The sequence below is a fragment of the Eubacterium sp. CAG:156 genome (assembly GCF_000434315.1).
In the GTDB taxonomy this organism is placed as follows: Bacteria; Bacillota; Clostridia; order Lachnospirales; family Lachnospiraceae; genus Eubacterium_U; species Eubacterium_U album.
In genome coordinates this window covers 27,768-33,295 of sequence record NZ_FR878179.1, presented here as the reverse complement: position 1 = coordinate 33,295, position 5,528 = coordinate 27,768, and the positions used below count along the sequence as shown (strand labels likewise).

General features: G+C 30.7%; 4 protein-coding genes. All 4 read right to left on the bottom strand.

The genetic code is table 11. The features are described from left to right. Nucleotides 1–88: 88 nt before the first annotated feature. Nucleotides 89–973, bottom strand: coding sequence for an aldose 1-epimerase family protein (locus tag ABMA45_RS08865; protein WP_022089533.1), 885 nt, complete (start codon nt 971–973; stop codon nt 89–91). Between the two features lie 91 nt (nt 974–1,064). Then, complete coding sequence (murF, locus tag ABMA45_RS08860) at nt 1,065–2,429, bottom strand: UDP-N-acetylmuramoyl-tripeptide--D-alanyl-D-alanine ligase (RefSeq protein WP_022089532.1); 1,365 nt, start codon at nt 2,427–2,429, stop codon at nt 1,065–1,067. Nucleotides 2,430–2,534: 105 nt separating this feature from the next. Beyond that, nucleotides 2,535–3,560 carry a D-alanine--D-alanine ligase family protein gene (locus ABMA45_RS08855; protein WP_022089531.1) on the bottom strand — a complete coding sequence of 342 codons (1,026 nt, stop codon included), beginning with the start codon at nt 3,558–3,560 and terminating at the stop codon, nt 2,535–2,537. A 120-nt stretch (nt 3,561–3,680) separates the two neighbouring features. Beyond that, the coding region (gene recG / locus ABMA45_RS08850) for an ATP-dependent DNA helicase RecG (RefSeq protein ID WP_348030182.1) at nt 3,681–5,528 on the bottom strand (1,848 nt) is incomplete at its 5' end.

Below are 5,528 nucleotides of genomic sequence, written 5' to 3'. Positions count from 1 at the left end.
GCTGCCGAAAGGCAGCTCTTTTTTTAATATAATATGCATCAAAATGATAACTTTACAATATCATTCTGGAACTTTTTTGTAAAATAATTTAATAAATTGTTATTGAATATCCACTTTCAAATTCTTCTGATGGTTTTAATTTGTTTCCGTATTCTCTATCCTGTAATTCTCCATCAAAATCCTTAGAGTCACATCTACCGCACCATGGTTCTAAACAGATAAATGGAGCATTTTTCTTTGCAGGAGACCAAATACCACAAAGTGGCATATCAAATTCAACTTTTACATATTCATTTTTATTTGAATCTAATAATGAAAGACTATGAATCTGATTATCCTCTACAATTAAAGCGTCATCGTCAAACATATTTTTTGTTATATTAAATATTCCTTTATTATCAACAGTTATTTTATATGTTGCACTTGTATCCTTTACACCACCTTCGGCAATTTTGAAATATGTAAATTCATTTTTGCAATCCGTTTTAATATAACACTGACTTTGTTCTTCACCATCATTAATAGGACAATAAAAAGCCGGATGTGCTCCAATTGAAAAGTACATTTCCTTTGTATCATTGTTTTTAACTTTCCACATTACCTTAATATTATTTTTCTCTAATTTATACCCAATTTCTAAAGAAAAAATAAAAGGATATTTTGCAATTGTTTCATCAGATGCATTTAAGACAAACCATATTTCATCTGACTTACTAGTTAGAAGTTGGAATTCCATATCTCTTGCGAACCCATGCTGTCCCATAGAATATTCTTTTCCATCATACTTATATTTCTTGTCTTTTAAGCTTCCAACAAAAGGAAATAAAACAGGTGAATGTCTTTTCCAATATTTTTCATCTGCATTCCATAAATATTCTTTGTCATTTTTCTTGTTTTTAATTCTTGATAATTCAGCACCAACAGAATTAATTTCCACGTACAATTCTTCATTTTCTAAAACAATTTTTTCCATATGTTTTTTTACCTTTCAATTATAAATTATTTTATGTAAAATTCCGATAATACATATTTTCTAAATCCGTCAATCTGCTAAAGATAAACTGTTATGACAATTTTTCAACTATTGTTTTAAATTTCATGCTGTTTGAAGCTTTTACTAAAATAGAGTCATTTTCTTTTAATATGTCATCCATTTTGTTTTCAAATTCTTCTTTTGTTTCAAAATAAAGCACTTTAATATTTTTATTATTTTCCTTTGCAGCATCTGCAATATTTTTTGCTAATTCACCTATGCATATAACAACATCAATGCTAAGATTTGCAGCATGTATTCCAACTTCTCTATGGAGTTGTTTTTCATTTTCTCCTAATTCATACATATTTCCAAGAATTGCTACTTTTCTAGTATTTGCTTCATTCAATACGCTTAAAGAAGCTTTCATGGACATAGGATTAGCATTATAACAATCATCAATAACAACATATTTATCTGTGTGGAAAATATTATTTCTTCCACTTATAGCCTTAAGACTTCTAATACCCTTATCTATTTCTTCTGTTGTCATTCCAAAATGTTTTCCAAAACATGAAGCAGCCATCGCATTGTAAATCATATGATGACCAGGAATTGGTATTATTGTTTCAAACTCTTCGTCAAAATATCTTATTGTAACTTTTGTTCCTTCAATTCCTAAAGACTGGTATTTAACTGCACAAACATCTCTATCTGTTTCTATTCCAAAGAAAACAGGCTTAACTCCTCTTACATCTTTTATCTGTGATAATTTGTCATCATCACCATTTAAAACTACATATGCATTTTCCTTAAGGTTATCAAAAATTTCTGTTTTTGCCTTAAATACACCATCTCTATCACCTAAATTTTCCAAATGACATGTACCAATATTTGTTATAACACATGCATCCGGTTTTGAAATTGCAGACAATCTGTGCATTTCCTCAAAATCACTAATTCCCATTTCAATAACAGCGATATCATGATTTTCTCTTATTTTAAGTATTGTTAAAGGCATTCCGATTTCATTGTTGTAATTACCTTGTGTTTTTAAAACATCAAATTTCTGTTCTAAAACAGACGCTATTATTTCCTTTGTGCTTGTCTTTCCAACACTTCCTGTTATTCCAATTATTTTACAGTCAAGTTGTTCTCTGTAAAATGTCGCAATTTCTTTTAATGCTAACGCTGTAGACTCTACCTTAATATAAGGATATTCTTCTGTTTCCAGAATCTTTTCTGACAATGTTACAAGCGCACCTTTTTCAAAAACCTGTGGAATAAATTTATGTCCGTCCACAACATTACCAACAAAAGGTATATATAAATATCCTTCTTCTATTAGTCTGCTATCTTTTTCAACACCTGTTATTTCTTTGTCTAATAATGATTTATCTCCATAAAACTTACCATTACATGCCTTTGTAATGTTTTCAATTGTCATATTTTTCATCAATATTTCCTGTTGATTTAATATTAAATATATACGTTTATTATACTGTATTATTTATCGAATTTATTTCAAATAGCAATATTAACTCAACTTTCTCCTTAATTTTTACTTATATTTTTTCATTGAAACATTAATCAAATGTTCACAAAGCTGTGGAAATTCCATTCCCATTGCTCTTGCTTCCTGCGGCACAAGACTTGTAACTGTCATTCCCGGTAAAGTATTTACTTCTATACAATACATTGAGCCATCTTTTTTCATCAAAACATCTGCTCTCGAATAAGTTACTATTCCAAGTGCTTTACATGCTTCCTCTGCCAATTTCTGCATTTTCTTTGTAAGTTCTTCATTAATTTGTGCCGGACATACATCTTCTGTTGCACCCGGAAGATATTTATTCTTGTAATCATACCATCCTGTTTTTGGAATAATTTCAACTATCGGTAAAGCCTTTCCATCAACAACACCTACAGAAAATTCTCTTCCTTCAACAAATTCTTCAATTACAATTGTATCTTCTAATGCAAAACACTCTTTTAAAGCTGCATCGTAATCTTTTTCATCTTTTACAATAACTACTCCTACACTAGAGCCGCCATTGCTTGCTTTAACTACAACCGGAATCTTCATTCCATAATCACTTAAATTTGTACTTTCACCTTTTTTTATCCATATTCCTTTTGGAGTAGATACATTCTGAGCCATAAATATCTGCTTTGTAATACTTTTATCCATAGCTAATGCACTTGCAACACTTCCATCTCCTGTATACTTTATTCCCTGCAGATCAAATGCAGCCTGACATTTTCCATCTTCTCCATTTGCACCATGAAGAGCCATAAATACAATATCTGCCTGCTGGCATATTTCAAATACATTTTCACCAAAGAAGCCTTTTCTTTCTTTCTTTACTTTATCAACATCTTTTGATAATTTCTGTAATTTTTCCTTTTCAGCCTGTACATCAAAATCACTTACATCTAAAAGATTTTTATTTTCATTTCCAAAAAATACGTCTAAAAGCACAGCATTATGTCCAATACTTCTTAAAGCATCACACACCATTGAACCTGAATTCAATGATACTTCTCTTTCTGTACTTGTTCCACCGCATAAAACTACAATATTCATTGTGTTACCTCCAATTTATTTATATGCACAAATTACTGCCGATATTTTCCTTTATTTTAATAAATAACATAATACATAATTACTTAAATGCCATTCAACATTTAACTATACCATAGTAATTTAAATATTCAAGCCACTTGAATATATATATTTGTCTATATATTCATCAAGCCTTTGTTTTTCTACATCTGACACTTCAATTTCGCCATCTTCAATTCTATTTACCATATCAGCTGCAGTTTTTAAAATGCTTGCATCACTGTAAATATCACCTAGTTTAAACTCCATATCACCACTTTGTCTTACACCGAAGAAATCTCCCGGGCCTCGTAATTTAAGGTCTTCGTTGGCTATTTCAAATCCATTATTTGAATGATTAAGTATTTCAAGTCTCTCAGAAGCTTTCTTTGTTTCTGAGGCATTAATAAAAATGCAATACGACTGATATTTTCCTCTTCCTACTCGTCCTCTAAGTTGGTGCAGCCCTGCAAGTCCAAATCTTTCTGCATTTTCAATCATCATAACTGTAGCATTAGGGACATTTACTCCAACTTCAACCACCGTAGTTGATACTAATATCTGTATTTCATTTTTAGCAAATCTATCCATTATCTCATTCTTCATTGCAGGCTTCATTTTTCCATGTAAATATTCAATGTTTATATATGGTGGAAATATGTTTTTTAATGTATCGCAATAGTCAATTACATTTTCACCTTCAATAGCTTCGCTAAATTCAACAGTCGGGCAAATTATATATGCCTGTCTGCCTTGTACTACCTGTTGTTCTATAAACTTATAAGCATTCGGTCTGTAATTTGTACCAACAACGCAGTTTTTGATTGGTAATCTGTTCGCTGGTAATTCATCAATTATTGATATATCCAAATCTCCATACATAATAATTGCAAGAGTTCTTGGAATCGGAGTTGCACTCATTACAATTATGTGTGGCATTGAACCTTTATTTGCAATAGATTCTCTCTGTCTTACTCCAAATCTATGCTGTTCATCAGTTATTACTAATGCTAAATTTTTATAATTTACTGAATCCTGAATCAATGCATGTGTTCCAATAATAATTGACACTTCTCCACTTTCTATCTTTGCATATGCTTCTCTTTTTTCTTTTGCCTTCATTGAACCTGTAAGTAAAACAGTATTTATATTTAGTTCATTTTCTGCAATTAATTCATTAATGCTTTCCAAATGTTGTCTTGCAAGAACTTCAGTCGGTACCATTATTGCTCCCTGATATCCACTTAATGCTGCACTTATAAGAGCCAATGTTGCAACTATCGTTTTTCCCGAACCTACATCTCCTTGTATCAGTCTATTCATTACTTTAGAACCGGACATATCTTTTTCAATTTCATTCCATGTTCTAAGCTGTGCATTTGTCAGTTTATATGGCAAATCATTTATTATCGTTGAAATTATTTCTGAATTATTTATAACAAATCTATTTTCATTATCTTTATCACTATCTTTAAATTTTCTAAGTGAATATGTAAAATCAAAAAATTCATTAAAAATTATTCTGTCTTTTGCCTGCTTTAACTCCATTTTATTTTTAGGAAAATGAATCTGTATATATGCTTTGTTTATATCAAGCAGACCCCTCTCTTTAAGTACCGCATCTGGCATATATTCTTTAACCGGCAATTCAACTTTAATAGCCTGCACAACCGCTTTTGTAACCATTTTTTCAGTTAAGCCCGAAACTAGAGGATAAATAGGTTGCATTTTATCTAACAATTCTTTATATTCATTTATCTTATAAATTTTTGGTTGTTCTAAAACAAACGCTCCTCTATTCTCCTTGACCATACCTCTAAATACAAAACTTGCTCCTGGTTTTAATGTGTTCTTAAGATATGCCGCATTAAACCACGTTGTCCGAATAACATTTTTAGTATCATCCTGTAAATACGCTGTTACAATTTGTAAATTACGAACACGTCTGAT

Bases quoted from the DNA above. Each gene is read 5' to 3' on its own strand.
- ABMA45_RS08865 (WP_022089533.1), bottom strand. From the start codon at position 973: ATGGAAAAAATTGTTTTAGAAAATGAAGAATTGTACGTGGAAATTAAT.
- murF (WP_022089532.1), bottom strand. From the start codon at position 2,429: ATGAAAAATATGACAATTGAAAACATTACAAAGGCATGTAATGGTAAG.
- ABMA45_RS08855 (WP_022089531.1), bottom strand. From the start codon at position 3,560: ATGAATATTGTAGTTTTATGCGGTGGAACAAGTACAGAAAGAGAAGTA.